Below are 24,976 nucleotides of genomic sequence, written 5' to 3'. Positions count from 1 at the left end.
CCTCCCCCGTGGGGCGACGGCCGCCCACGCGCGGCCTCAGGCCGCCGTCACCGCCGGGCGGCCGCGAGCTCCCGCCGGCTGAGCACCGCGTCGGCGAGCCCGTAGGACACCGCCTCGTGCGCGGTGAAGACCTTGTCGCGGTCCATGTCCGCGCGGAGGGTCGCGACGTCGTGGGGGGTGTGCCGGGACAGCACTTCCTCGACCTCCGCGCGGATCCGGAGCATCTCCTTGGCCTGGAGGGTGAGGTCCGAGACGGTTCCCTGCCGCCCGCCGCTCGACGGCTGCCCCAGCAGCACCCGGGAGTGTTCGAGGACGAACCGCCGCCCGGGGGCCCCGCCCGCGAGGAGCACCGCCGCCGTCGAGGCCGCCTGGCCGACGCAGAACGTCGAGATCGGCGAGCTGACGAAGGTCATCGTGTCGTAGATGGCCATGAGCGAGGTGAACGAGCCGCCCGGCGAGTTGATGTAGATCGCGATCTCGCTCTCCGGGCTGGACGACTCCAGGTGGAGCAGCTGCGCGATGACGACGTTCGCGACGCCGTCGTCGATCTCCGTGCCCAGGAAGATGATCCGCTCCGACAGCAGCCGGCTGAAGACGTCGTACGCCCGCTCGCCCTGCTGGGTGCGCTCCACGACGGTGGGGATGGTGTACTGGCTCATCGTCAGAGTCCGATCCGTCGCTTCGTACCGGCCGGACGGACGTCGTCGAGGGACTCGACGACGCGGTCGACCATGCCGTACTCCTTGGCCTGCTGGGCCGTGAACCACCGGTCGCGGTCGCCGTCGCGGGAGATCGTCTCCGGGGTCTGGCCGGTGTGCTCGGCGGTGATGCGCTCGACGGCCCGCTTGGTGAACTCCAGGTTCTCGGCCTGGATCGCGATGTCGGCGGCGGTACCGCCGATGCCGGCCGAGGGCTGGTGCATCATGATCCGCGCGTTCGGCAGGGCGAAGCGCTTGCCCGCCGTGCCGACGGTGAGGAGGAACTGCCCCATGCTGGCGGCGAATCCCATGGCCAGCGTCGAGACGTCGTTCGGGATCAGCCGCATCGTGTCGTAGATCGCGAGGCCCGCCGTGACCGAGCCGCCCGGGCTGTTGATGTAGAGGCTGATGTCGGTGCGCGGGTCCTCCGCGGACAGCAGGAGCAGTTGGGCGCAGACCCGGTTGGCGGAGACCTCGTCGACCTGGGTGCCGAGGACGACGATCCGCTGGGTGAGGAGCTGCGCCGCCAGGTGGTCGTCGAACCGCGTCGACGGCGTGTCCCCTTCGGAGGCGCGGGGACGCGGATACGCGTCCGAGCCGGTGATGAGCGCTGACATGGAGCCTCCTCGTCGTGACGCGGCTGCCGTCCGCCGCGGGTCACTCCACTGTCGGGCCGCCGGGGCGGTGCCGGGAGGAATCTCGGCCCGCAGCAGATTTGCCGAGAGCAGAGCGGCCGGGGCGGGGCGGGCCCGGGGGCGAGGCTCGGGACGGGGGCTCGTACGTATCCTCCGGCGGGCGGCGGGACGCGGCCCTCTGGGCAGGAGGGACCCGCGCTGCTGGAATGGCCGCATGACTTCTCCGGCCGCTCCGGGCTCCACAGGCTCTTCGCGTCGGCGCTTCCTCCGTGGGACGGCCCTGGTGGCCGTCCCGTCGGCGGTGGGAGGCGTCCTGGGTGCGGCCCCGTCCGCGCGGGCCGGTTCTCCCGGGAACCCCCCGGCGAGAACCGAGTGCTGGGAGGGCGACTGGCCACCCCGCCTGCGGGCCGCGGTCGCCGACGCCATGCCTGTTGCCGTGCGCCACGCGCGTACGGCGCGCTGGCCCTTCGGGGCGGCCCTGGTCGACCCGGCCGACGGCTCCGTCGTGATGGGCGCGGGCAACAGCTCGGAAGGCGGCGACCTTACGGCGCACGCGGAGGTCAGCTTGCTGCGCAAGGCCGCGGCGGCGGGCATCCCCCTGCGGTCGTACGTCGTGGTGAGCACGGCCGAGCCCTGCCCGATGTGCGCGGGCGCCCTCCTCTGGTCGGAGGTGCGGGGCGTCGCCTACGGCACCTCCATCGCGCACCTCGTCTCCAGGGGCTTCCCGCAGATCCAGGTCCCCTGCGGCGAGATCGTCGCCCGCTCCACCCTGCCCCGCCGCCCGTCCCTGGCCCACCACATCCGGACGGACCTCACGGATCCGCTGTACCGCACCGTGCCGCGGTGAACGCCGGGGCCGGGGTGCGGAATCGGCCTGTGCGGGATGTGGGGGGGCGGGCGTCCGAGACGTCCTCGCCACGGTCGGCTGCTCGGGCGGCCGGTCGGGAGGCCGTGACCGGCGAGGCCGTCAGCCCGCCCCGGACGCCTCACGGGCCCGGAGCGGCCGGTACGGGGCGCCGTGCGGCCCGTCAGGCGTCCGGCGACGGTGCCCCGGCGATCCCGACCGGGCAGGAGACGCCCGTGCCGCCGATCCCGCAGTAGCCCGCCGGGTTCTTGTCCAGGTACTGCTGGTGGGCCGCCTCCGCCGGGTAGAACGGGCCCGCCGGGAGGATCTCCGTGGTGATCGGGCCGTAGCCGGAGGCGCGGAGGACGGACTGGTAGGCGTCGCGGGACGCCTCGGCCGCCGACTGCTGGGACGGGGAGTGGGTGTAGACCGCCGAGCGGTACTGGGTGCCCCGGTCGTTGCCCTGGCGGAAGCCCTGCGTGGGGTCGTGGGACTCCCAGAAGAGCTTCAAAAGCGCCTCGTACGAGGTCACGGACGGATCGAAGACGACGCGGACGGCCTCGGTGTGGCCGGTGAGACCGCTGCACACCTCCTCGTACGCCGGGTTCGGGGTGTGGCCGCCCTGGTAGCCGACCAGGGTCGTCCAGACGCCCGGGGCCTGCCAGAACTTGCGCTCGGCGCCCCAGAAGCAGCCCAGGCCGAAGTCCGCCACCTCGAGGCCCTCGGGGTAGGGGGCCGCGAGGGGGGTGCCCAGCACTGTGTGGCGCTCCGGGAGGGCGAATTCCGGCTCCGGGCGGCCCTTCAGGGCCTCCTCGGGGCTGGGGAGGCGGGTCTCATGGCGGGAGAAGAGCATTGCGGCTCCAGGGGAGGGCCGGACGGACGGGCTGTTCCGTCAACGAGCGGGAGCGCCCGGCGATTCCCGGACGCCGGGCGCGGCGGGTGTCGGCCGCGTTGTACGCGTACGTCCGTCGTCACCGCGCCGGCCCCGGCTACGCCGGCCGCGCCGGCCCCGGCCGCACCGGCCCCGGTCCCCTGCCGCGGCCTTCCGGCTCAGCGGCGCGGCTCTCCGGCCCTCGGCGGACTCCTGCCCGTGCGGGTGCCCGGCCTCGGGTCTCGGGGCTCGGTGACATACAGCGGGCGATCTCTCGGCCGCCCGTCCCCGGACCGCCCTGGCCGCCGATCCGGGCCGCCCGGCTCCGGGCACCCGGCGGCCGGTACCGTCCCGCCGAAGCGCCTCCCCCGTCACTACCGGCGCGCCTGCCGCGGCCCCCTCAACGCCCCGCGCCCTGCTCCCACCCGGCCACCGCCAGTGCCCGGTACGTCAGGTACGCCGCCACCGGGTCCTGCTCGTACGACCACGGGACCGCCCCGATGTGGCCGTCGACGGCGCGCAGCTGCTCCATCGCCTCCGCGTAGCGCTCCGCGCGCACCAGGAACCACACCAGCAGGTGACGGACGTGCGGCAGCACCGGGTGGTCGGCCGGGGCGCCGGCCACCGCGAAGCGGGCCGCCTCGATCGCCTGGGACACCACCACGCCCTGGTACAGACCGGGGACCAGGTTCACGTCCGGCAGGTGGTCGTGGACGGCGAACAGCGGCAGCGCCGGCAGCAGGCTGCCCGGCGCCGCCCCGGCCGCCGCGCGCTGCGCGAAGGCGTCCGCCCGCTCCTGCGAGCCGTGCCACTTCGCGCTCCAGTAGCGGAGCGCCGCCAGGTGCGCCCCCATGTGCTGCGGGGCGCGCGCGACCACCCGCTCCCACAGGGACTGGAACTCCGCCTCGGACACGCCGAGGCCCCGGGCCACGCCCAGTTCGACGATGGTCGGCACCGGGTCGCCCGGCGCCAGCAGGGACGCCTCGGCGCAGACCGTACGCGCCTCCTCGAGGATCATCCGGAAGTCCTGCGAGGCCGGGTCGCGCAGCGCCTGCTGGACCAGGAACTCGGCCTGCACCGCCGCGCCGCCCGCGTCCTTGGGCGCGACCACGCGCCAGTGGCGCAGCCACATGCCGCCCGTGCCCGGCGTCTCCGCGAGCTCCTGGGCGGCCGCGCCCGCCAGCGTCTGCACCCGCTGCCACCGCAGCTCGGCGGCCGACGTGGCGTCCGTACGGGCCAGCAGCTCGGCGGCCGGCTTCCAGTCCTGGGTGCGGCGGGCCTCCTGCACCGCCGCGAGCAGTGCCTCGTCCGGGCCGGGCAGGCGGACGTCGAGCCGCTCGGCGGGCAGGAAGCCGTACGCCCCGGCGGGGTCGACGGCGGTCCGGGCGCCTTCGGTCACCTCCTGGCCGGCGCGCCTGCGACGCATCGCGGGACCGATCAGGACACCGCAGACGACCACGATGGCGAGCAGGATGAAAAGAAACTCCATGAGGTGTCCCGGGAAGCTGAGCGTAAGGGCCGACATCAGGACAACGAGGCAGCCCGGCGGATCGTTCATCCGCCAGTTACAAGTGAACAGGAGTGTTCGGGTACCCGGGGTACTACCCTCGGAGAAATGAGCGACCAGCACTCTTTCGAAACCCTCGCCATCCACGCCGGGCAGGAGGCGGACCCGCTGACGGGGGCCGTCGTGCCGCCCATCTACCAAGTCTCCACCTACAAGCAGGACGGCGTCGGCGGCCTGCGGGGTGGCTACGAGTACAGCCGGAGCGCCAACCCGACGCGCACCGCGCTGGAGGAGAACCTGGCGGCGCTGGAGGGTGGCCGTCGCGGCTTCGCCTTCGCTTCGGGCCTCGCCGCCGAGGACACCCTGCTGCGTACGCTGCTGTCGCCGGGCGACCACGTCGTCATTCCGAACGACGCCTACGGCGGAACGTTCCGCCTCTTCGCCAAGGTCGTCGAGCGCTGGGGCGTCGAATGGTCCGTGGCGAACACCTCCGACCCGGCCGCCGTCCGCGCCGCCGTCCGCCCGCGCACGAAGGTGATCTGGGTCGAGACGCCCTCCAACCCGCTGCTCGGCATCACGGACATCGCCGCCGTCGCCGAGGTGGCGCGCTCCGCGGGTGCGCGGCTGGTCGTCGACAACACCTTCGCGAGCCCCTACCTCCAGCAGCCGCTGTCCCTGGGCGCCGACGTCGTCGTGCACTCCACCACGAAGTACGTGGGTGGCCACTCGGACGTCGTCGGCGGTGCGCTCGTCACGGCCGACGCGACGCTGGCCGAGGAGATCGGCTACCACCAGAACGCGATGGGCGCCGTCGCCGGCCCCTTCGACTCCTGGCTGACGCTGCGCGGCATCAAGACGCTCGCCGTGCGCATGGACCGCCACAGCGCCAACGCGGCCCGCGTCGCCGAGCTGCTCACCTCGCACCCCAAGGTCACCAAGGTCTACTACCCGGGCCTGCCGGAGCACGAGCTCCACGAGGTCGCGGCCAAGCAGATGAAGGACTTCGGCGGCATGGTGTCCTTCCGTGTCGCGGGCGGCGAGGAGGCGGCGGTCGAGGTCTGCAACCGCACCCGGCTGTTCACCCTCGGTGAGTCCCTCGGCGGCGTGGAGTCGCTGATCGAGCACCCGGGCCGGATGACGCACGCGTCCACGGCGGGTTCGGCGCTGGAGGTCCCGGCGGACCTCGTCCGCCTGTCGGTCGGCATCGAGTCCGTGGATGACCTGCTGGCGGACCTGACGCAGGCGCTGGGCTAGTCGCCGGAGGGTTCCGGGGCGGGCAGGGGCATCAGCCCCCGCCCGCCCCGTCCTCTTTGTGGGCTCGCCTCAGGATCCGCCTCGTCCTTCACGGGCTTCGCTCAGGATCGCGTTGTCCTTACGGGCTTCCCTCAGGATCGCGTTGTCCTTACGGGCTTCACTCAGGGCCGCGTTGTCCTTACGGGCTCGCTCAAAGCCGCCTCGTCCTTACGGGCTCTCCCACCACGGCCGCGCCGACCACGGTTCCGTCAGCGCCGCCCACACGGAGAACGCCACCACCCCCGCCACCAGCAGCACCCACCCCACCGCCCGTAACGCCCGGCGGCGGCGCAGCGCGCGGCGGCCGCGTCCCGCCGCGCGTGCGGCGAGGCCCGGGGGGAGCGGTGGGTGGCGGAGGTCCAGCATCCGGCGGATCTCTTCCTCCTTACGGTCGAGGCCGCTCACGGTCCGGCCCGCCACGGTCCCGTTCGCCAGGGCCGGGCCCGCCACCACCCGGCCCGCCACGCCGGGGCCCCGGCCCGGTCCGCGCCGGGCGCACCGTGGCGCAGCGCGTCGACCGAGCGGGTGCAGAGCGTGCGTACGCGCTCCACCGGCAGCCCCAGGAGTGCCGCCGTCTGCTCCTCCGCGAGGCCCTCGGCCAGGCGCAGGACGACGACCAGGCGCTCCTGAGGGGCGAGCGGGGCCAGCACCCCGCCGGGGGCCGTACCCCCGGCCCGGCGCGCGGTCCGCGCGTAGCGGGTCACGAGCTCCTGGCGGGCGCGGTCGTACGGGTCCTCGCCGCGCAGCGGGTCCCAGGCGGCGTACGTGGCGGCCAGCGCGGCCGTCAGCAGCCGCTCGGCCGCCCCGTGGCCGTGGCCGGGCGCGGGGTCACGGGGGCGGTGCGACCCGCTTCCCGCCGTGGGGCCACCGGGGCGGCCTCCCGCCGTGGGGTCATCGGAGCCGCTTTCCGCCGCGGGGGCACCGGAACGGCCCCGCCCGTCTCCCTTCGTGGGGTCGCCGAGCCCGCCCGGGCCGCCCCCCGCGGGCGTCCGGCCCGGTGCCTCGCCCGTGAGCAGCGCGGCGACGTGCAGCAGCCTGCCGCCCGCACCCGCGACGAACTCCTCGAACTCATGGGCGCGGCGGCGTTCCCCGGCCGCCCGCCGTTCTCGCACCCGCCGCCCCCGTCCCCGGCTCCCCGGACCGCGCCTCGCACGCGCGGACACCGTCCGTACGCGTGTCGTACGCACCGGTCGTACGCACCAGGAGAGGGCAGCCGCGGCCCCGGGTCAAGAGGCCGGCGTGGCCGGGGGCAGGGCGTTGTGCACCTCGGAGAGGGCGGAGTTGAAGCGCGTGAGCAGGGTGGTGAAGACGTCCCGCTCCTCCTCGGTCCAGCCGGAGGTCACCAGGGCCATCAGCTCGCGCCGGGAGCCGCGCACCTCGTCGAGGCGGGCCTTGCCGCGCGGGGACAGCTGGAGCACGACGGCCCGGCCGTCCTCGGGGTGCGACGTCCGCTTGACGAGGCCGGTGTCGACCAGCGGTGCCACCTGACGGGTGACGGTCGAGGAGTCGATGCCCATGCCCGCGGCGAGCGCCTTGACGCCCATCGGACCTTCCTGGTCGAGGCGGTTGAGCAGCAGATAGGCGGCGCGGTCCATGGAGTTGCGGACCTGGCCTACACCGCCGAGCCGGGTCTGTTCGGCGCGACGGGCGAAGACGGCCACCTGGTGCTGGAGGGCGTCGAGGACGCCTGGGGCGAGGTCGGTCGTCATGTCCGGAGGGGTGGGCATGGCCTGGGGCTCACTTCGTACGGCGGGCAGGGAATCGCTGAGGATTGGGGGACAGAGTACGCGGCCCGACGGGCGCTCGTACGGGTGCTGCGCAAACCGCTCGGTATGCGCCGCCGCGCGCCCGCCGCCCGCCCGCCTCCCTTCCGCGCCGGTATGCACGGATGTGCGCGTCCTGTGACGGTAGTCGCGGAGGCGAGCTGCGAGACTGGCCGCATGGCTGCACGAGTTGATGACGAAGGCACGGTCCGAGGCGTAACCGGTCAGCCCACAGGTCAGTCCGTCGGCCGGTCGGCGGGTAGCTCCATGGGCTGGTCCGCGGGCCGGTCCGAGAGCCGGCCCGCCGGGGCGTCCGGCGCCACGGACCCGGGTCCGGCGGCCCGGGATCACCGGTCCGATCCGTCCGGGATGCCCGGGAAACAAGCTCCGATGGCACCCGGTTTATCCAATGATGTCTCCCACGACGGCCCTCACGACGGGTCCAGCGATATGTCCAGTGATGTCTCCCGCGGAATTCCCCTCGCCGTCTCGCTCGAGGATGTCCGCGAGGCCCAGAAGATGCTCTCCGGCGTCGCCCGCGCGACCCTCATGGAGGGCAGCCGCTTCCTCTCCGGGCTGGTCGGCGCCCCGGTCCACCTGAAGTGCGAGAACCTCCAGCGCACGGGCTCCTTCAAGGTGCGCGGCGCGTATGTCCGGATCGCCGGTCTGTCCCCGCGGGAGCGCGCGGCGGGGGTGGTGGCCGCCAGCGCGGGCAACCACGCGCAGGGCGTGGCCCTGGCGGCCTCGCTCCTGGGCGTGCGCTCCACGGTGTTCATGCCGGAGGGCGCGCCCCTGCCCAAGGTGGCCGCCACCCGGGAGTACGGCGCCGAGGTGCGCCTGCACGGTCAGATCGTCGACGAGGCCGTGCGCGCCGCCCGGGAACACGCCCGGGAGACGGGCGCGGTCTTCATCCACCCCTTCGACCACCCGGACGTCATCGCCGGTCAGGGCACGATCGGCCTGGAGATCCTGGAGCAGTGCCCCGAGGCGCGCACCATCGTGGTGGGCGTCGGGGGCGGCGGTCTGGTGGCCGGCATCGCCGTGGCCGTGAAGGCGCTGCGGCCCGATGTGCGGATCGTGGGCGTGCAGGCGGCGGGCGCCGCCGCCTATCCGCCGTCGCTGGCGGCCGGGGAGCCGCTGTCGATACCCGCGCCGGCGACGATGGCCGACGGCATCAAGGTGGGCCGCCCCGGTGACATCCCCTTCCGGATCATCGAGGGGCTGGTCGACGAGGTCCGCACGGTCTCCGAGGACGACCTCTCCAGCGCCCTGCTGCTCTGCCTGGAGCGGGCCAAGATGGTGGTCGAGCCGGCCGGGGCGAGCCCCGTGGCGGCGCTGCTGGCGGATCCCCGCTCGTTCGAGGGGCCCGTCGTCGCGGTGCTGTCCGGCGGCAATGTGGACCCGCTGGTGCTCCAGCGCACCCTGCGGCACGGCATGGCGGCGGCGGGCCGTTATCTGTCGCTGCGGTTGCGGCTCACGGACCGCCCGGGCGCGCTGGCCGCCCTCCTGGAGGTGCTCTCGGAGGCCGACGCCAACGTCCTGGACGTGAGCCATGTGCGCACCGACCCGCGGCTCGGGCTCACGGAGGCGGAGGTCGAGCTGCACCTGGAGACCAAGGGGCCGGAGCACTGCGTGGTGGTGGGGACCGCCCTGCGCGAGGCGGGGTATCTGGTGATGCCCTGACGGCGGGCGAGTTCCGGCGGCCGTGGGTGCCGAGGAGTCCATTCACAGGGCGGGAGGACGGCAGCGAACGTAAAATCCTGTAATACATCACCCAAACGGGGAGAACCTCCATGCCAGGCGCCATTTTTGCCGAAGGCCTGGTCAAGACTTTCGGCGATGTAAGGGCTCTGGACGGCGTCGATCTCGACGTACCGGAAGGAACCGTTCTAGGACTTCTCGGCCCCAACGGCGCCGGCAAGACCACCGCAGTCCGCGTCCTCACCACCCTGCTCAAGCCCGACAGCGGCACCGCCCGGGTGGCGGGCATCGACGTCCTGAAGAAACCCCACGAGGTCCGGCGCTCCATCGGGCTCTCCGGCCAGTTCGCCGCCGTCGACGAATATCTGACGGGCCGTGAGAATCTCCAGATGGTCGGTCAGCTCTACCAGATGTCCGCACGCGACGCGAAGGTGCGCGCGGACCGGCTGCTGGACCGCTTCAACCTCGCCGACGCCGCCGACCGCACCGCCAAGACCTACTCCGGCGGCATGCGGCGCCGCCTCGACCTCGCCGCCGCCCTGGTCGTCAGCCCGCCCGTGATGTTCATGGACGAGCCGACCACCGGCCTCGACCCGCGCAACCGGCAGCAGCTCTGGGAGGTCATCGAGGAGCTCGTCGCGGGGGGTACGACCCTGCTGCTCACCACCCAGTACCTGGAGGAGGCCGACCGCCTCGCGCACGACATCGCGGTGGTCGACCACGGCAAGGTCATCGCTCGCGGCACCTCCGACCAGCTCAAGGCCCGCACGGGCGGGGAGCGCGTCGAGGTCGTCGTCCACCAGGCCCACCAGATCGCCCCCGCCGACGAGGTCCTGCGCGGCTTCGGCAAGGGCGAGTCGAAGGTCGAGGAGCACACCCGCAAGGTCACCGTCCCGGTCTCCGGCGGCGCGAAGCTGCTCGCCGAGGTGATCAGAGAGCTGGACGCCCGGGGGATCGAGATCGACGACATCGGACTGCGCCGCCCGACGCTGGACGACGTCTTCATCTCGCTCACCGGGCACGTGGCCGAGGCGGAGGAGGGCGAGGGGCCGGAGCGGGGGAGCGGCAAGGGCGGCCCCCAGGCGCCGGAAGGCCGTCAGGGGCACAAGCGGCACGACAGGAAGGAGACGGCCCCGTGAGCATCCTCGACGGCGCTCCCACGGCGACGGGTCCCCGTCCGTACGGCGGCGTCGGCCAGTCGGTGCGCGACTCCCTGGTCGTCGCCAAGCGCAATCTGATCCGGATGGCCCGGATCCCCGAGATGGTCATCTTCGGGCTGATCCAGCCGATCATGTTCGTGGTGCTGTTCAGCTACGTCTTCGGCGGCTCCATCGCCGTGGGCGGCAGCACCGACCCCTCGACCTACCGCGAGTTCCTGATGGCCGGCATCTTCGCGCAGACCGTCACCTTCGCGACGGCCGGTGCCGGGGCGGGCATCGCCGACGACATGCACAAGGGGCTCATCGACCGCTTCCGCTCGCTGCCCATGGCGCGCGGGGCGGTGCTCACCGGCCGTACCCTCGCCGACCTCGTGCAGACGGCGCTGACGCTGGTGGTGCTGGCGATCGTCGCGGTGATCGTGGGGTGGCGCACCCACGCGGGCATCCCCAAGGCTGTGGCGGGCTTCGCGCTGCTGCTCCTGCTCGGCTACGCCTTCTCCTGGATCGGCGCCCTGATCGGGCTGTCCGTACGGACCCCGGAGGCGGCCACCTCGGGCGGGCTGATCTGGCTCTTCCCGCTCACGTTCATCTCGAACGCCTTCGTGCCCTCGGACAACATGCCGATGGTGCTCCGCAACATCGCCGAGTGGAACCCCTTCAGCGCCACCGTGCAGGCGGCCCGGCGGCTCTTCGGCAATCTCCCGGACGGCTATCCGGTGCCCGCCGCCTGGCCCATGCAGCACCCGGTGTGGGCCTCGCTGATCTGGTCCGTGGTGATCATCGTGGTCTTCCGGACCCTGTCGGTGCGGAAGTACCGCTCGGCGACGGCCTGACGCCGGGCCCGCCCCGCCGCCCGCGGCCGGGTGCGGAGACGGCGGAGCCCCGGACCCTTTCACCGGGTCCGGGGCTCCGCCGTCGGGTCTTCCGCGAGGGTCAGGAGGTGTAGGGCTTGGCCTCCAGGATGCGGACCATGGCCTTCTTGCCGTTCGGCAGCTCGTACGAGGCGTCCTCGCCGATCTTCTTGCCGTTGACGCCCGAGCCCAGCGGGGACTGGGGGGAGTACGTCTCGATGTCCGTGCTGGCGTACTCGCGGGAGGCGAGCAGGAAGGTCATGGTGTCGTCCGGGTCGCCGTCGAAGGCGATGGTGACGACGGTGCCGGGCGCGACGACGCCGGTCGCGGCCGGGGCCTCGCCGACCTTCGCGTTCTCCAGCAGCTGCGTGAGCTGGCGCACACGGAGCTCCTGCTTGCCCTGCTCCTCCTTGGCCGCGTGGTACCCGCCGTTCTCTCGCAGGTCACCCTCCTCGCGGGCCGCCGCGATCTTCATCGCGATCTCGGTGCGAGCGGGACCAGACAGGTACTCCAGCTCGGCCTTGAGCTGGTCGTACGCCTCCTGAGTCAGCCAGGTGACGTTGTCGCTGGTCTGGGTCACAGGTGCTCCTCGTCGGTACTGGGAAAAACTTGGGGTTACGGCTGGGGTCACAGCCGGGATACAAATGAACGCCCTACTCAGAAGGGTGCGCCTTCAAAGGTGGGCGAAACCACGAGCCTAACAATTACGTCCGTAAAGGGGGAAGAAGTCAGCGGGAGGAAACGCGCAAGAAACGCGTTAGCGCAGGTCAGCCGCGTGACGAGCTGGTGCAGCCCTCAAGTGCCGTGGCCGAGGCGCGCCGGGTGGTGTGGAGGGTGACCAGCTGGGTGAAGTGACCCTCGCGGCGGTCGAGCGTGATGTCCTTACGGGCGACCTCGCCGCCGTCCTCGCCGAGCGAGCGCACGGTGCAGATGGCCGTGGCGTCCTTGTCCTTACGGATCTCCAGAACGGCCTCGACGGTGTCGTCGGAGACCGGCTTCGAGCGGATCAGCTGCCCCGTGACGTCCGACGAGGTGATGTAGTGCACGGCCGACCAGCCGATCACGCCCAGCAGGCAGGCGCCCAGCACGGCCCCGACGACCTTCAGCTTGCGGTCGGCGCGCTCGTCCGCCGAGCGGCCGTAACGACCCTCGGGCAGGCCCTCGCGTACCGCAGCCATGATCTTTCCTCCTGGTCGGGGACCGGCGGGGAGAACTGGAATGAAACGTCTCCCGCTTCGGTCACTATAGGAGGCGCCCCGACACACCGATAAGACGGGCCATGACCAGTGACTGAGGATCGAGCCTTGACTGAGCAGCTGCGACTGATGGCCGTGCATGCCCACCCCGACGACGAGTCGAGCAAGGGCGCGGCCACGATGGCCAAGTACGTGTCCGAGGGGGTGGACGTGCTGGTCGCGACCTGCACCGGTGGCGAGCGTGGCTCCATCCTCAACCCCAGGCTCCAGGGCGACCCCTACATCGAGGAGCACATCCACGAGGTGCGGGCCAAGGAGATGGCCGAGGCGCGCGACATCCTCGGTGTGAAGCAGGAGTGGCTGGGCTTCGTCGACTCCGGGCTGCCCGAGGGCGACCCGCTGCCGCCGCTGCCCGAGGGCTGCTTCGCGCTCCAGGACGTCGACGAGGCGGCGGGCGAGCTGGTGAAGCTGATCCGCGAGTTCCGTCCGCACGTGATCACCACGTACGACGAGAACGGCGGTTACCCGCACCCCGACCACATCATGACCCACAAGATCACGATGGTGGCCTTCGAGGCGGCCGGCGACCCGTCCCGCTACCCCGACGCGGGCGAGCCCTGGCAGCCGCTCAAGCTCTACTACAACCAGGGCTTCAACCGGGAGCGCACCCTGGCCCTCCACGAGGCGCTGCTGGCCCGGGGGCTGGAGTCCCCTTACGGCGAGTGGCTGGAGCGCTGGCTGACGGCCGGCCGCGAGCGCACGCTGACCACCTACGTCCCGTGCGGCGACTTCTTCGAGATCCGGGACAAGGCGCTGATCGCGCACGCGACCCAGATCGACCCGGACGGCGGCTGGTTCCGGGTGCCGCTGGACCTCCAGCGCGAGGTCTGGCCGACCGAGGAGTACGAGCTGGCGAAGTCTCTCGTCGGCACGTCCCTCCCCGAGGACGACCTCTTCGCGGGCATCCGCAACAATTGACCCCATGACGACCTCCCCCGCGCTCACGCACCTGGTGCCGCTCGCCGCGGAGCTTGACCAGAACAAGGTCACTCCCGGTGTGCTCGGTTTCGTTGTCTTCGCCTTGATCGGCGGTGCCGTCTGGCTGCTGATGAAGAGCATGAACAAGCACATGAAGAAGGTGGACTTCGAGGAGGCCCCGGAGGAGACGCCGGCGGCCGCCAAGGGGGCCGCCGCCGCGAGCGGCACCGGCGCCTGAGCGCCCGGACCGGGGCCCTCCGCCCCTGACACGGCCGTGGCCCACCGGGCCGCGGCCGCCTTCGGGCGTGCCCGCGCCCGGCCGCTCCCCCGCGTGCTCCTTCGCGCCCCGTCCTCCTTCCGGGCGCCGTGTCCCGATCAAGCCTGTGGACAACTCACCGATCGGGCCGGGTTGGGGAAGGATGGGGGGCATGCCGAACCGCCTGGCGCATGAGACGTCCCCGTACCTCCTCCAGCACGCCGGGAATCCGGTGGACTGGTGGCCGTGGTCGCCCGAGGCCTTCGAGGAGGCCCGGCGGCGCGATGTGCCCGTGCTGCTGAGCGTCGGGTACTCCAGCTGTCACTGGTGCCATGTGATGGCGCACGAGTCCTTCGAGGACGACGACACCGCCGCGTTCCTCAACGAGCACTTCGTCGCGGTCAAGGTCGACCGCGAGGAGCGCCCGGACGTCGACGCGGTCTATATGGAGGCCGTGCAGGCGGCCACCGGCCACGGCGGCTGGCCCATGACGGTCTTCCTCACCCCCGGGGCCGAGCCGTTCTACTTCGGCACGTACTTCCCGCCCGAGCCCCGGCACGGCACCGCGTCCTTCCCGCAGGTGCTGGAGGGCGTCCGGGCCGCGTGGGCCGACCGCCGGGAGGAGGTCGGCGAGGTCGCCGGGCGGATCGTCCGCGATCTGTCGGAGCGCACCCTCACGCTGAGCCTCGCCGAGGAGGACGCCGACGGCGAGGACGAGGGGGCCGGCTCCGTGCCCCGGCCGCCCGGCCCCGAGGAGCTCCACCAGGCCCTGATGGGGCTCACCCGCGACTTCGACGCCGTGCGCGGCGGCTTCGGCGGCGCCCCGAAGTTCCCGCCGTCCATGACCCTGGAGTTCCTGCTCCGCCACCACGCCCGTACGGGCTCCGAGGCCGCCCTCCAGATGGTGGAGGCCACCTGCGAGGCCATGGCCCGCGGCGGGATCTACGACCAGCTCGGCGGCGGCTTCGCCCGGTACGCGGTGGACGCCACGTGGACGGTGCCCCACTTCGAGAAGATGCTCTACGACAACGCCCTGCTCTGCCGGGTGTACGCGCACCTGTGGCGGGCCACCGGATCGGGGCTCGCCCGCCGGGTCGCCCTGGAGACGGCCGACTTCCTGGTCCGCGAGATGCGCACCGATCAGGGCGGTTTCGCGTCGGCGCTGGACGCCGACAGCGACGACGGAACCGGGGCGCACGCCGAGGGCGCCTTCTACGTGTGGACGCCGGCGCGGCTGCGGGAGGTCCTGGGCGAGGAGGACGGCGAGCTGGCCGCCGCCCACTTCGGGGTGACCAAGGAGGGCACGTTCGAGGAGGGTGCCTCGGTCCTCCAGCTGCCGGACACCGAGGTCCTGCTGGAGGCGGGGCGGCTCGCCGCCGTGCGGCGCAAGCTGCTGGCGGCCCGGGAGACCCGGCCCCGCCCCGGCCGGGACGACAAGATCGTGGCCGCCTGGAACGGCTTGGCGATCGCCGCGCTGGCGGAGACCGGCGCGTATTTCGACCGCCCGGATCTCGTGCAGGCCGCGACGGACGCCGCCGATCTGCTCGTCCGCACCCATATGGACTGGCACGCGCGGCTGTTCCGCACCTCCCTGGACGGGGTGGCGGGCGCCCACGCCGGCGTCCTGGAGGACTACGCGGACGTGGCCGAGGGCTTCCTCACGCTCACCGCGGTCACCGGCGAAGGGGTGTGGGCGGACTTCGCGGGGCTGCTGCTGGACTCCGTCCTGGCCCACTTCCGGGGCGAGGACGGCGGCTTCTTCGACACCGCCGACGACGCCGAGGCCCTGATCCGCCGTCCGCAGGACCCCACGGACACCGCGACGCCCTCCGGCTGGACGGCCGCCTGCGGCGCCCTGCTGACGTACGCCGCCTACACCGGCAGCGCCCCGCACCGGGAGGCGGCGGAGCGCGCGCTCGGGGTGGTGCGGGTGCTCGGCCCGAAGGCGCCGCGCTTCATCAGCTGGGGTCTGGCCACCGCCGAGGCGCTGCTGGACGGGCCCCGAGAGGTCGCCGTCGTCGGCCCGCAGGACCACCCGGCGACGCTCGCCCTGCACCGCACCGCCCTGCTGTCGACGGCCCCCGGGCTGGCGGTCGCCGTGGGCGAGGCCGGCTCGGAGGAGGTGCCGCTGCTCTCCGGGCGTTCGCTCCTCGACGGCCGGCCGGCCGCGTACGTCTGCCGGGACTTCACCTGCCGGAGGCCGACGGACGACCCGGCGGTGCTGGCGGCGAGCCTGGCGGCGAGGGAGTAGCGCGCGCCGGGACCCGTCCGGGCGGTGGCTCCCGGGGATCGGCCGTTCCGGCCTGTGGTCCTCTCGGGGATCGGCCGTCCCGGCCCGTGGTCCTCTGGGGGATCGGCTGTTCCGGCGGTGCTCCTCCGAGGGGCGGCTGTTCCGGCGGTGGTCCTCGGAGCGGCGGCCGTTCCGGCAGCGGTCCTCGGAGGGATCGGTGGTTCCGCCGGTTCAGCCGTTCCCGCTCAGAGCGTGAGGCCCCGGTCGAGGACGTCCAGCGTGCGGCTGATGAGCGCGATGAGGTCCTCGGCCTGGCCCCGCTCGACCCAGCGCATCAGGGCCTCGTGCATCGCCGCGAGCACGGCGGCGATGACGACCCGCAGCTCCAGGTCGTCGGCCGGGCGGCCGGTGCGCTCGGCCAGCACGCCACAGAGCATCCGCGCCGACTCGCCCATGCCCTCGGCCTGCCTGCCGCGCAGCGAGGGCACCTCGCTGACGAGTCTGGTCCGCTGCTTGAGCTCGGCGATGTCGCTGTCGATGACGTGGCGCATCGAGGAGAGGACCCCCTGCCGGATGGCCTCGACCGGTGACTCGCTCATCGGCCGGGCCCGGATCGCCGCCTCCAGCAGCGGGTCGTACTCGTCGGTCAGGACGATGTCGTCCTTGGTGGGGAAGTAGCGGAAGACCGTGCTGGGGGAGACGTCGGCGGCCTCGGCGATCTGGTCGACCGGGGTCGCGTCGTACCCCTGCTTCTCGAAGAGCCGGTAGGCGGCGCGGCGGATCGCCTGACGGGTCTGGATCTTCTTCCGCTCGCGCAGCCCGAGCCGGGGCCCGGGCGTCGCGGCGGAGGAGGTTTCTGCGGAGGCCATGGCAGCATTCTCAGGCATCGACCTTCTCGGGGACCACGCCGTGGTCCCCGGTGGCCTCCTTGCCGCGCCCGTCGGGCAGGAAGGCGGCGGTGAGCATCGCGGCGGCGATGCCGGAGACCGCGCAGACGAGCAGCGCGAGGTCCATGCCGTGCAGATAGGCGCTGTCCGCCGAGCGGGCCAGGGCCTCGCTGCCCAGCTCGGCGGCCACCTGGTGGGCGCGGCCGAGGGAGTCCGACGCGGCGTCGGCCGCGGCGGGCGGCAGCCCGGTGGTGTCGAGCCGTGCGGTGTAGGCCCCGGCGATCAGGCTGCCGAGGACCGCGATGCCGACGGCCCCGGCGACCTGGCGCAGCGTCATCAGCAGTCCGGATCCGTTGCCCGCGCGGTCGCGGGGCAGGGCGCCCAGGGCGCCGTCCATGGCGGGGATGATCCCGAAGCCGAAGCCGAATCCGGCGAGGGTCAGCCACAGCGCGGTCCAGCCGTAGCCGTCGTGGATGTCCGTACGGCTGCCGAGCAGTCCGGCGACGGCCATGACGAACAGGGCGCCGGTGATGACGGGGCGCGGCCCGAACTTGCCTACGAGCGGTCCGGCGGCCTTGGCCGCCACCAGCAGGCCACCCATCATCGGCATCATCCGCAGGCCCGTGCCGAAGGCGTCCAGGCCCAGCACGGCCTGGAGGTAGGTGGGCAGCACGAACAGCAGGCCCATGAGGGTGAAGGAGACCAGGGACGCCGCGATCGTGCTCCACAGGAAGCCGCGGTGGCGCAGGAGGGCGAGGTCGAGCATCGGCCGGGCGCGCCGCCGCTCGCGCAGGACCAGGCCGGCCAGCAGCAGCACGGCCAGGACGAGCGAGCCGAGCACGAAGCCGGAGCCCCAGCCGCGGGTGGGGCCCTCGTTGAGGGCGAAGACGAAGGCGCCGAGGCCGGTCACGGTGAGCGCGGTGGAGACGGTGTCGACCTTGGGGGAGGACGGGTCGTGGGTCTCCGGGAGCAGGAAGACGCAGGCGGCGATGCCGAGCAGCACCAGCGGGACGTTGATCAGGAAGATCGAGCCCCACCAGAAGTGGTCGAGCAGCCAGCCGCCGACGATCGGGCCGAGCGGCATGCCCAGCGCGGAGGCGGCGGAGACGGCGCCCACGGCCTTGGTGCGCTCCTCGGGCGGGAAGAGGGTGGGCAGTACGGCCATGGCCAGCGGCATGATCAGCGCGCCGCCGACGCCGAGGACCGAGCGGGCCGCGATGACCAGGCCCGGGGTGTCGACGAAGACGCCGAGCAGGGAACCCGCGAGGAAGATCGCGAGCCCGGTCAGGAGCATCCGCCGGCGGCCGAAGCGGTCGCCCAGCAGGCCCGCGGGGAGCATCAGGGCGGCGAAGACGACGAAGTAGGAGTTGGCGATCCACTGCTGTTCGCCGGTGTCGGCGCCGAGCTGGGTGGCCATCACGGGCAGGGCCACGTTGAGGATCGTGCCGTCGAAGCCGAGGACCAGCATGCAGGCGACCAGGGCGCCCAGGGCCCACCAGCGGCGCGGGTCGAGCCGGGGTCCGGCCTCGGCGCCGGGTGCGAGCGGGGTACTCAAGACACACCTCCGGGAGAGTGAGAGTCAAATGAAAGTAACTCTCAAAAGATGGAGGCTGTCAATCGGGTCCCGGCTTTTCGGTGTGCCCGGCGGGGGCGTGCGCGAGGGAGGGGCGCGCGTGGCGGGCATCGCGCCTTTCTCCGGTGCGTGCCCCGGTGCGGCCTTCGGCGCGTGCCCCGGAAACGGCGAAGGCCGCGACCTCGTCGAGGTCGCGGCCCTGGGGGCTGCGGGGGTGGGTGCCCCGGGGCGGTTCGCGCCGGGGCCGGCTCAGGCGTGCGTATAGGCGACCAGCGAGATGCCCACGTAGTGCACGATGAACGCCGCCAGCGTCAGCGAGTGGAAGACCTCGTGGAAGCCGAACCAGCGCGGGGACGGGTTGGGGCGCTTGATGCCGTAGATGACGCCGCCGACGCTGTAGAGCAGCCCGCCGACGATCACGAGGACGAGCACCGCGATGCCGCCCTTCCGCAGGAAGTCCGGCAGGAAGAAGACGGCGGCCCAGCCCATGGCGATGTAGCAGGGGGTGTAGAGCCAGCGCGGCGCGCCGACCCAGAACACGCGGAAGGCGATGCCCGCCGCGGCCGCCGCCCAGACCGCCCAGAGCAGCACCTGGCCCTTGCCGTCGGGGAGGAGCAGCATGGTCAGCGGCGTATAGGTGCCGGCGATGATCAGGAAGATGTTGGCGTGGTCGAGCCGGCGGAGCACGGCGTTGACCCTGGGGCTCCAGTTCCCCCGGTGGTAGAGGGCGCTGACGCCGAACAGCAGACAGGCGGAGAGCACGTAGACCGCGCAGGCGATACGGCCGCGGGTGCTGTCCGCGAGCGCGGTCAGGAACACGCCGGAGATCAGGACGGCGGGGAACATCCCGGCGTGCAGCCAGCCGCGCAGGCGCGGCTTGACGTTCGGCAGGGGGAGGCCGGGCGGTGCGGCGGCCGCGGCGCCGGCGGGGGCGGGCTGCGCGGGAAGCGCTGCGTCGGGCGCGGAAGTCATGGCGGCATGGTACCTACGGCACCGTAAGTTACGGATCAGTATCGCGTGGCGATGGTCACGGGGGCGCCCCCTGGACAGAAGCGGGGCGGAGTCGGATGATCAAATGAGTGCGGGCGGCACCGGATGAGCGGTCACGAAGCGTCTGGGTCGCAGCCCCCAAGGGGCACCTTCCACAGCAGCGGACCGAGCGGGCGACAGGGCGAGGTCCGTCAACCCTCAAATCTGACGCCGGGGGCAGTGTGGTCCCCGGCGGGACGGAGCGATCGTGGCGCGCAGCAATGCGGCTCCCACCACCCTCACCAACCACCAGGAGCTGATCTCCTGGGTCGACGAGATCGCCGCCCTCACCCAGCCGGACCAGGTGGTCTGGTGCGACGGTTCCGAGGCCGAGTACGAGCGCCTGTGCGAGGAGCTCGTCGCCAAGGGCACCTTCCGCAAGCTCGACCCCGTCAAGCGCCCCCACTCGTACTACGCCGCCTCCGACCCGAGCGACGTCGCCCGCGTCGAGGACCGCACGTTCATCTGCTCCGAGAAGGAGTCCGACGCCGGCCCGACGAACCACTGGAAGGCGCCCGCCGAGATGCGGGAGATCTTCGCGGGGGAGCGGGGCGTCTTCCGCGGCTCGATGCGCGGCCGCACGCTCTACGTGGTGCCGTTCTGCATGGGCCCGCTCGGCTCGCCGCTGTCCGCGATCGGCGTGGAGCTCACCGACTCCGCCTACGTCGCCGTCTCGATGCGCACCATGACCCGCATGGGTCAGGCCGTTCTCGACGAGCTCGGCACCGACGGGTTCTTCGTCAAGGCCGTGCACACGCTCGGCGCCCCGCTGGCCGAGGGCGAGGCCGACGTCCCGTGGCCGTGCAACACCACCAAGTACATCTCGCACTTCCCCGAGGACCGCGAGATCTGGTCCTACGGCTCCGGCTACGGCGGCAACGCCCTGCTGGGCAAGAAGTGTTACGCGCTGCGCATCGCCTCCGTCATGGCCCGTGACGAGGGCTGGCTCGCCGAGCACATGCTCATCCTCAAGCTCACCCCGCCGCGCGGCGAGGCGAAGTACGTGGCCGCCGCCTTCCCCTCCGCCTGCGGCAAGACCAACCTCGCCATGCTGGAGCCCACGGTCCCCGGCTGGACGGTCGAGACCATCGGCGACGACATCGCCTGGATGCGCTTCGGCGAGGACGGCCGGCTCTACGCCATCAACCCCGAGGCCGGCTTCTTCGGCGTCGCGCCCGGCACCGGCGAGCACACCAACGCCAACGCCATGAAGACCATGTGGGGCAACTCCGTCTTCACCAACGTCGCCCTCACCGACGACGGCGACGTGTGGTGGGAGGGCATGACGGAGGAGCCGCCCGCGCACCTCACGGACTGGAAGGGCAACGACTGGACTCCGGCGAGCGGCACCCCCGCCGCCCACCCCAACGCCCGCTTCACCGTCCCCGCCTCGCAGTGCCCGATCATCGCGCCCGAGTGGGAGGACCCCAAGGGGGTGCCGATCTCGGCGATCCTCTTCGGTGGCCGCCGTGCCTCGGCCGTGCCGCTGGTGACGGAGTCCTTCGACTGGCAGCACGGTGTCTTCCTCGGTGCCAACGTCGCCTCCGAGAAGACCGCCGCCGCCGAGGGCAAGGTCGGCGAGCTGCGCCGCGACCCCTTCGCCATGCTGCCGTTCTGCGGCTACAACATGGGCGACTACATGGGGCACTGGCTCGAGGTCGGCAAGGGCAAGGACCAGGCGAAGCTGCCGAAGATCTACTACGTGAACTGGTTCCGCAAGGACGCGGACGGCCGGTTCGTGTGGCCGGGCTTCGGTGAGAACAGCCGGGTGCTCAAGTGGATCGTCGAGCGGCTGGACGGCACGGCGGAGGGCGTCGAGTCGCCGATCGGCGTGCTGCCGACGAAGGAGGCCCTCGACACGGACGGCCTCGACCTGGGCGCGGACGACCTCGACTTCCTGCTGACCGTCGACAAGGAGGTCTGGCGCGAGGAGGCCTCGCTGATCCCCGGCCACCTGGAAACCTTCGGCGAGCACACGCCGAAGGAGCTGTGGGACGAGTACCGGGCGCTGGTGCGGCGCCTGGGCTGATGCGGGGAGGGTGCTGGAGGCACGGCCTCCAGCACCTGTGCGAAGCGGGTCCCGCCGGTCAGGCGGGGATGCCCAGCGCCGCCGCGTGTGCCCGCAGGCTCTCCGCGGCGACGGTCTCGCCGGCCGTGTCCTTCGCCGACACGGCCACGACCAGCGCCTGCCCGGCGAGCTGGTGCGCCCGCTGGTGGAGGGCGTCGATACGGGCGGGGGCGGCGCCGTCCGACGACGGGGCCGCGCGGAGCGGGGAGCTGCCGCGCATACGGGTGATCAGATCGGCGAGGCGGTCCGCGGCGTCGTCCAGCGCGCCGGACGGCGCGAGGGCGCGGAGCTCGTCGGTGACGGTCAGCAGCGCGGTGAGGTGCCCCGCGAGCCGGATGTCCAGCTGCTCCTCGCGGGAATGACGCAGCTCGCGCTTGCTCCAGTGCTGTGCGGCCAGGCTGTGGACCGACTGCGTCCGGATTGGCTCGTACATGGATGGCCTCCTGGAAATACCTCAGAAGGCCATCCTAACTTAGACGGCGTCTAAAGTTGTTTTACCTATAGAACCGGATCTTCCTCAGGGCTGGCCGTAGCCGTCCAGGAAGGTGCCGATCCGGGTCACCGCTTCCGCCAGGTCCTTGGTGTTCGGCAGGGTGACCAGGCGGAAGTGGTCGGGCTCCGGCCAGTTGAAGCCGGTGCCGTGCACGACCATGATCTTCTCGGCCCGGAGCAGGTCCAGGACCATCTGCCGGTCGTCCTTGATCTTGTAGACCTTGGGGTCGAGCCGCGGGAAGGCGTACAGCGCGCCCTTGGGCTTCACGCACGTCACGCCCGGGATCCGCGTCAGCAGCTCGTGCGCCACGTCGCGCTGCTCCCGCAGCCGGCCGCCGGGCAGCACCAGGTCGTTGATCGACTGCCGGCCGCCGAGCGCCGTGGCCACCGCGTGCTGCGCGGGCATGTTCGCGCACAGGCGCATGTTGGCGAGGATCGTGAGGCCCTCGATGTAGCTGTCGGCGTGCGCCTTCGGGCCGCAGACCGCCATCCAGCCGCTGCGGTAGCCCGCGACCCGGTAGGACTTCGACAGGCCGTTGAAGGTCAGGGTGAGCAGGTCGGGGGCGATGGCCGCGGTCGGCGTGTGGGTGACGTCGTCGTAGAGGATCTTGTCGTAGATCTCGTCCGAGCAGACGATCAGGTTGTGGCGGCGCGCGATCTCCGTCAGGCCGCGCAGCATCTCGTCGTCGTAGACCGCGCCCGTGGGGTTGTTGGGGTTGATGATGACGATGGCCTTGGTGCGGTCGGTGACCTTCCGCTCCACGTCGGCGAGGTCCGGCATCCAGTCCGACTGCTCGTCGCAGCGGTAGTGCACGGCCGTGCCGCCGGCCAGCGAGACGGACGCCGTCCACAGCGGATAGTCGGGCGCGGGGACGAGCACCTCGTCGCCGTCGTCGAGCAGCGCCTGCATCGACATCTGGATCAGCTCCGAGACGCCGTTGCCGAGGTAGACGTCCTCGACGGACAGCTCGATGCCCTTGGTCTCGTAGTGCTGCACCACCGCGCGGCGGGCGGAGAGCAGACCCTTGGCGTCGCCGTAGCCGTGTGCGCTCCCGACGTTGCGGAGCATGTCCTCGAGGATCTCCGGCGGGCACTCGAAACCGAAGGTCGCCGGGTTCCCGGTGTTGAGCTTGAGGATGCGGTGACCTGCCGCTTCCAGCCGCATGGCCTCCTCGAGCACCGGGCCACGGATTTCGTAGCAGACATTGGCGAGCTTCGTTGACTGGATCACCTGCATGACGGCCACCATACGGGGGCTCCGGGACCCCCGCGCGTGGATTCCCGTCACACCGGAGGGCCGCCCGGGGCCTCGTTCAGCGTCCCGGCGACCGCCGGACCGTCCGCCCCGCCAGAACGTCCGTCCGGTGCCCGTCTTCCATCACAAAGCGTCCGGCAATCAGGACATAAGGAATGCCGGTCGGAAGTGTCCGCGGGGCTTCGAAAGTGGCACCGGCGGCGACGGTCTCCGGATCGAAGAGCACCAGGTCGGCGCGGTATCCCTCGCGTACGAGACCCCGGTCCGGCAGCCTCAGCCGGGCCGCGGGCCGCGACGTGAGATGCGCCACGCACTCCTCCAGAGACAGCACGCCGAGCTCCCGCGCGTAGCGGCCCAGGTAGTGCGGAAACGTGCCGTACGCGCGGGGGTGCGGCTTGGCGCCGTGCAGGATCCCGTCGCTGCCGCCGGTGTGCGCGCGATGGCGCATGATCGCCCGGACGTTCTCCTCGTGCCCCACGTGCTGGAGGATCGTCGACCCCAGCCGGTCGGCGATCAGCAGCCCGCGGGCCACGGCCCAGGGCCGCTCGCCGCGCGCGCGGGCGAGGGCGGCGACGGTCCGGCCGACGTACCCGGCCAGCGCCGGGTCCGCCACCCCGGAGATCTCTATGGCGTCCCAGTCGATCGGCACCCCGTGGCAGCCGTCCGCGCCCTCGACCTCCATCGAACGCCGGACGCGCTCGGCCGTCGCGTCGTCCCGCAGCCGCGCCAGGACCGCCTCGGGGCCGCCCTCGCCCGCCCAGCTCGGCAGCATCGCGACGAGCGTGGTGCAGCCCGGGGTGTACGGATAGGTGTCCAGGGAGAGGTCGGCGCCGTCCGCGAGCGCGGCGTCGAGCAGCGCCAGCAGCTCGGGGGCGCGGCCCTCGTTCACCCCGAAGTTCATGGTCGCGTGCGCGAGGTGCAGGGCGCAGCCCGCCTCGCGGGTGAGGGCGATCATCTCCGCGTACGCCTCGAGCGCGCCCGCCCCGTACGAGCGGTGGTGCGGGCAGTAGTAGCCGTCGTACGCGGCGACCACCCGGCACAGCTCCGTGAGCTCGGCGTCGGTGGCGTACATGCCGGGCGTGTAGGTGAGGCCGGAGGAGAGGCCGACGGCCCCCTGCTCCAGCCCCTCGGCGACCAGCCGCTTCATCCGGTCGACCTCGGCGGGCGTGGCCTCCCGGTCCTCCCAGCCGACCGCGAGCATCCGCACGGTGCCCTGCGGGACGAGGTAGGCGGCGTTGACGGCGATGCCCTGCCGGTCGAGCCGGTCGAGGTACCCGCCGACGGTCCGCCAGTCGAAGTCGACGCTCGTGTCCCCTGGCCCGCCGCCGTTCCAGCCGGTGATCTGGGCGCGGACCTCGGCGAGGGTGCGGTCGTCCACGGGCGCGTACGACAGGCCGTCCTGGCCGAGCACCTCCAGGGTCACGCCCTGGGCGGCCTTGGCCTCGTGGGCGGGGTCGCGGAGGAGGGCGAGGTCGCTGTGGGCGTGCATGTCGATGAAGCCGGGGGAGAGGGCGAGGCCGTGGGCGTCGAGGACGCGCGCACCGCCGGGACGGGGGCCCCGCCCCTCCCTGCGGATCTCGGCGATGCGGCCGTCCTTCAGGGCGACGTCGGCCCGGTAGGAGGGGGTGGCGGTGCCGTCGACGACGCGGACGTCGCGGAGGACGGTGTCCATGGTGGCGTGCTCCTTTC

24 protein-coding genes are annotated in these 24,976 nt (G+C 72.5%); 9 read left to right on the top strand and 15 right to left on the bottom strand.

Annotation, left to right across the window (positions count from 1 at the left end; translation table 11 throughout):
• Window positions 1–47 precede the first annotated feature (47 nt).
• Window positions 48–659, bottom strand: a complete 612-nt coding sequence (locus LUZ64_RS16625) for a ClpP family protease (RefSeq protein WP_095582185.1) — start codon at window positions 657–659, stop codon at window positions 48–50.
• A gap of 2 nt (window positions 660–661) precedes the next feature.
• The gene (locus LUZ64_RS16620) at window positions 662–1,315 is read right to left on the bottom strand and encodes a ClpP family protease (protein WP_095582184.1); all 654 of its coding nucleotides are present in this window, start codon (window positions 1,313–1,315) and stop codon (window positions 662–664) included.
• A 454-nt stretch (window positions 1,316–1,769) separates the two neighbouring features.
• On the opposite strand from LUZ64_RS16620, the gene LUZ64_RS37775 reads away from it, so the two are divergent.
• Window positions 1,770–2,180, top strand: a complete 411-nt coding sequence (locus tag LUZ64_RS37775; RefSeq protein ID WP_170116966.1) for a deaminase — start codon at window positions 1,770–1,772, stop codon at window positions 2,178–2,180.
• A gap of 181 nt (window positions 2,181–2,361) precedes the next feature.
• On the opposite strand, the gene msrA is transcribed toward LUZ64_RS37775, so the two are convergent.
• Entirely contained in the window at window positions 2,362–3,030 is a 669-nt protein-coding gene (gene msrA / locus LUZ64_RS16610) for a peptide-methionine (S)-S-oxide reductase MsrA (protein ID WP_095585105.1), read from the bottom strand.
• 418 nt (window positions 3,031–3,448) lie between these two features.
• Window positions 3,449–4,537 (bottom strand): hypothetical protein, encoded by a 1,089-nt coding sequence (locus LUZ64_RS16605; protein ID WP_095585115.1) that lies wholly within the window; start codon window positions 4,535–4,537, stop codon window positions 3,449–3,451.
• Window positions 4,538–4,663: 126 nt separating this feature from the next.
• Here LUZ64_RS16605 and LUZ64_RS16600 point away from each other — a divergent pair, with 126 nt between their 5' ends.
• The gene (locus tag LUZ64_RS16600; protein ID WP_095585104.1) at window positions 4,664–5,809 is read left to right on the top strand and encodes a cystathionine gamma-synthase; all 1,146 of its coding nucleotides are present in this window, start codon (window positions 4,664–4,666) and stop codon (window positions 5,807–5,809) included.
• A 207-nt stretch (window positions 5,810–6,016) separates the two neighbouring features.
• Here LUZ64_RS16600 and LUZ64_RS16595 read toward each other — a convergent pair whose 3' ends face one another.
• The 3 genes from LUZ64_RS16595 to LUZ64_RS16575 form a co-directional block, all read right to left on the bottom strand.
• Window positions 6,017–6,253: a hypothetical protein gene (locus tag LUZ64_RS16595; RefSeq protein WP_095585114.1), complete on the bottom strand. Its 237-nt coding sequence runs from the start codon at window positions 6,251–6,253 to the stop codon at window positions 6,017–6,019.
• Window positions 6,250–6,960, bottom strand: coding sequence for a sigma factor-like helix-turn-helix DNA-binding protein (locus tag LUZ64_RS38080; protein WP_420877603.1), 711 nt, complete (start codon window positions 6,958–6,960; stop codon window positions 6,250–6,252). Before LUZ64_RS38080 ends, LUZ64_RS16595 begins: the two co-directional genes overlap by 4 nt.
• Before the next feature lie 114 nt (window positions 6,961–7,074).
• Window positions 7,075–7,575: a MarR family winged helix-turn-helix transcriptional regulator gene (locus tag LUZ64_RS16575; RefSeq protein ID WP_199843862.1), complete on the bottom strand. Its 501-nt coding sequence runs from the start codon at window positions 7,573–7,575 to the stop codon at window positions 7,075–7,077.
• A 486-nt stretch (window positions 7,576–8,061) separates the two neighbouring features.
• Between LUZ64_RS16575 and ilvA the strand changes: the two genes are divergently transcribed.
• The 3 genes from ilvA to LUZ64_RS16560 all read left to right on the top strand — a co-directional run bounded on the left by ilvA (window position 8,062) and on the right by LUZ64_RS16560 (window position 11,305).
• A complete protein-coding gene (gene ilvA, locus LUZ64_RS16570; RefSeq protein ID WP_095585103.1) occupies window positions 8,062–9,294 on the top strand; it encodes a threonine ammonia-lyase in 1,233 nt (410 codons plus the stop codon).
• Between the two features lie 110 nt (window positions 9,295–9,404).
• Window positions 9,405–10,451, top strand: a complete 1,047-nt coding sequence (locus LUZ64_RS16565) for an ATP-binding cassette domain-containing protein (RefSeq protein ID WP_095585102.1) — start codon at window positions 9,405–9,407, stop codon at window positions 10,449–10,451.
• Complete coding sequence (locus tag LUZ64_RS16560) at window positions 10,448–11,305, top strand: ABC transporter permease (RefSeq protein WP_211305197.1); 858 nt, start codon at window positions 10,448–10,450, stop codon at window positions 11,303–11,305. The genes LUZ64_RS16565 and LUZ64_RS16560 overlap by 4 nt, the downstream gene beginning before the upstream one ends.
• Before the next feature lie 100 nt (window positions 11,306–11,405).
• Here LUZ64_RS16560 and greA read toward each other — a convergent pair whose 3' ends face one another.
• Both greA and LUZ64_RS16550 read right to left on the bottom strand, forming a co-directional pair.
• Entirely contained in the window at window positions 11,406–11,903 is a 498-nt protein-coding gene (gene greA / locus LUZ64_RS16555) for a transcription elongation factor GreA (protein ID WP_095585101.1), read from the bottom strand.
• 187 nt (window positions 11,904–12,090) lie between these two features.
• Window positions 12,091–12,501, bottom strand: a complete 411-nt coding sequence (locus tag LUZ64_RS16550; RefSeq protein WP_095585100.1) for a DUF4307 domain-containing protein — start codon at window positions 12,499–12,501, stop codon at window positions 12,091–12,093.
• 126 nt (window positions 12,502–12,627) lie between these two features.
• On the opposite strand from LUZ64_RS16550, the gene mca reads away from it, so the two are divergent.
• The 3 genes from mca to LUZ64_RS16535 all read left to right on the top strand — a co-directional run bounded on the left by mca (window position 12,628) and on the right by LUZ64_RS16535 (window position 16,004).
• Complete coding sequence (gene mca / locus LUZ64_RS16545; protein ID WP_095585099.1) at window positions 12,628–13,497, top strand: mycothiol conjugate amidase Mca; 870 nt, start codon at window positions 12,628–12,630, stop codon at window positions 13,495–13,497.
• A gap of 4 nt (window positions 13,498–13,501) precedes the next feature.
• Window positions 13,502–13,735, top strand: coding sequence for a hypothetical protein (locus LUZ64_RS16540; protein ID WP_095585098.1), 234 nt, complete (start codon window positions 13,502–13,504; stop codon window positions 13,733–13,735).
• A 190-nt stretch (window positions 13,736–13,925) separates the two neighbouring features.
• On the top strand, window positions 13,926–16,004 hold the full coding sequence (locus tag LUZ64_RS16535; RefSeq protein WP_095585097.1) for a thioredoxin domain-containing protein: 2,079 nt from the start codon (window positions 13,926–13,928) through the stop codon (window positions 16,002–16,004).
• Window positions 16,005–16,228: 224 nt separating this feature from the next.
• Here the strand turns inward: LUZ64_RS16535 and LUZ64_RS16530 are convergent, their stop codons facing one another.
• The 3 genes from LUZ64_RS16530 to trhA form a co-directional block, all read right to left on the bottom strand.
• A complete protein-coding gene (locus LUZ64_RS16530) occupies window positions 16,229–16,852 on the bottom strand; it encodes a TetR/AcrR family transcriptional regulator (protein ID WP_095585096.1) in 624 nt (207 codons plus the stop codon).
• A gap of 10 nt (window positions 16,853–16,862) precedes the next feature.
• The gene (locus LUZ64_RS16525; protein ID WP_267897249.1) at window positions 16,863–18,425 is read right to left on the bottom strand and encodes an MFS transporter; all 1,563 of its coding nucleotides are present in this window, start codon (window positions 18,423–18,425) and stop codon (window positions 16,863–16,865) included.
• Between the two features lie 267 nt (window positions 18,426–18,692).
• Complete coding sequence (trhA, locus tag LUZ64_RS16520; protein WP_095585095.1) at window positions 18,693–19,415, bottom strand: PAQR family membrane homeostasis protein TrhA; 723 nt, start codon at window positions 19,413–19,415, stop codon at window positions 18,693–18,695.
• 265 nt (window positions 19,416–19,680) lie between these two features.
• Here trhA and LUZ64_RS16515 point away from each other — a divergent pair, with 265 nt between their 5' ends.
• On the top strand, window positions 19,681–21,501 hold the full coding sequence (locus LUZ64_RS16515; RefSeq protein WP_095585094.1) for a phosphoenolpyruvate carboxykinase (GTP): 1,821 nt from the start codon (window positions 19,681–19,683) through the stop codon (window positions 21,499–21,501).
• A 58-nt stretch (window positions 21,502–21,559) separates the two neighbouring features.
• Here LUZ64_RS16515 and LUZ64_RS16510 read toward each other — a convergent pair whose 3' ends face one another.
• The 3 genes from LUZ64_RS16510 to LUZ64_RS16500 all read right to left on the bottom strand — a co-directional run bounded on the left by LUZ64_RS16510 (window position 21,560) and on the right by LUZ64_RS16500 (window position 24,959).
• Window positions 21,560–21,973, bottom strand: a complete 414-nt coding sequence (locus tag LUZ64_RS16510) for an SCO4983 family protein (RefSeq protein WP_095585093.1) — start codon at window positions 21,971–21,973, stop codon at window positions 21,560–21,562.
• 84 nt (window positions 21,974–22,057) lie between these two features.
• Window positions 22,058–23,269, bottom strand: a complete 1,212-nt coding sequence (locus LUZ64_RS16505) for a pyridoxal phosphate-dependent aminotransferase (protein WP_095585110.1) — start codon at window positions 23,267–23,269, stop codon at window positions 22,058–22,060.
• Between the two features lie 76 nt (window positions 23,270–23,345).
• Window positions 23,346–24,959: an N-acyl-D-amino-acid deacylase family protein gene (locus tag LUZ64_RS16500; protein WP_095585092.1), complete on the bottom strand. Its 1,614-nt coding sequence runs from the start codon at window positions 24,957–24,959 to the stop codon at window positions 23,346–23,348.
• Window positions 24,960–24,976 lie beyond the last annotated feature (17 nt).

The organism is Streptomyces albireticuli (genome assembly GCF_021228125.1).
In the GTDB taxonomy this organism is placed as follows: Bacteria; Actinomycetota; Actinomycetes; order Streptomycetales; family Streptomycetaceae; genus Streptomyces; species Streptomyces albireticuli.
The sequence above is the reverse complement of the archived record's forward strand: the minus strand, read 5'-3'. Positions and strand labels throughout refer to the sequence as shown.